This is a genomic window from Phyllobacterium bourgognense (assembly GCF_003337575.1).
In the GTDB taxonomy this organism is placed as follows: domain Bacteria; phylum Pseudomonadota; class Alphaproteobacteria; order Rhizobiales; family Rhizobiaceae; genus Phyllobacterium; species Phyllobacterium bourgognense.
Window position 1 is genome coordinate 1 of record NZ_QPJM01000053.1, and the last position, 1623, is coordinate 1623.

Below are 1623 nucleotides of genomic sequence, written 5' to 3' on the forward strand. Positions count from 1 at the left end.
GCTGGAAGCTCAATGAGTGCCGACGTAGAGCCGAACAGTTCCACACGCATGCCGACCGAGCGGAAAAGATTGCCTAGCGCTTCTCTCAGGTGCGCATCATCGTCAACGACAATGACGAGTGATGTGAGTTCGGCCATCACGCGGCTTCCTTTTCCAAAGGAATGGTGAATTCGAACGTGGTGCCTGCTCCCGGTTTGGAACTTGCACTGATGCTTCCACCATGGGCAGTCACGATCGACCGGCAAATCGACAACCCCATGCCCATGCCGTCTGGCTTGGTCGTATAAAACGGGTCAAAGAGGTTATCGCGGACTTCAGGCGTCAGGCCGGGGCCATTGTCGTGGATTTTCACAAGAGCGGACCGTTCCTCGGCAAACGTCTCTATAAGCAGCTTCCGGGTGTTGCCAGCGGCATGCGCCATTGCCTGGATAGCGTTTAACAGCAAATTCAGGATGACTTGTTGCAGTTGTACGCGATCACCGTTGACCTCCGGCAGATCGGCTGCAAGATCGAACCGCAAGTTCACCTGATTGATGTCAATTTCGCGCCGGACAAGCGCCACCGTCTCATCGAGAACCTCGTTCAGGTTGATCTGTATCGGCTTCGGAGATGCCTTTACCGACAGCGCCCGCAAGTTCTTGATGATGTCGCTGGCACGTTGTGCATCGGCAATCATACCCTCCATCGAAGACTGAACTTTCTCAAGGTCCGGTATGTCCCGTCGAAGCCAGCGCAAGCCGGCTCCTCCGTTGGTGACCACGGCGGCCAAAGGCTGATTGAGTTCATGCGCGATCGATACCGTCAATTCGCCAAGCGTTGCCACGCGGGTGACATGCGCCAATTCTGTTCGCGCTGCATGAAGCTGGTTCTCGGCTTCCCGTCTCGCCGTGACATCCATGATGCTGATCAGGACCATGTCGAGAGCCGGTCGATTGGCCGGAAAAGCGACATTGTATAAAAAGACCAGCTGGCGGCCTTCCGCATTGTTGATCACCGTTTCGGCCTCATAGCTCGACTGGCCGGACCAGATCGCCGCAAGGAATGTCCAGGCCTTGTCGATGTCCGCGGTGATAAGTCCAGGCAGCATGGTCTCCAGCGCGTTGATGTCTGCGACATTGAACATTGTCAGCGCCGTATCATTCGCGTTGATCAACTTTATGATTTTTGCAACCTTGTAAGGAAATCCCGGATCAAGCGTTTGCGCATGATCGATGTCCCGCACGCCGTCAACCTTGAGCCTATCGATAGCCGCTTTGAGGCCTGTGAAATCCATCTGGAGGATGCCGACACCTGTCGCCAGAAAAATAGTGCGGTAACGCTGCTCACTTTCAGCCAGAACACCGATCGCAGCTTTCACCCTGAAAGCAAGGAACGTTGTGATCCCGATGGCAGCAAGGCTGACGAAGCAACGTCCCATCGACTCTTCAAGTGCGGGCAGTCCTTCCCCATGCGAAATCAAAAAACCTAGAACCGTAAGTCCGATGCAGCCAGAACCGATCAGAACGAGCCCTGTCTGGGTCGCAAAATTGAGCGATAGCAAGACTACGAGCACGTAGAGCACCGCAATGGCAATGTCCAAGGATGTCAATGCGTCCAGCAGGAAAACCGCTGTAGCAATGAGTG

General features: G+C 54.8%; 1 protein-coding gene. It reads right to left on the bottom strand.

Translation table 11 applies throughout. The annotated features are described in order from the left end of the window. Window positions 1–136: 136 nt before the first annotated feature. A partial coding sequence (locus tag C7476_RS27735; protein ID WP_114433120.1) for a PAS domain-containing sensor histidine kinase occupies window positions 137–1623 on the bottom strand: 1487 nt, incomplete at its 5' end.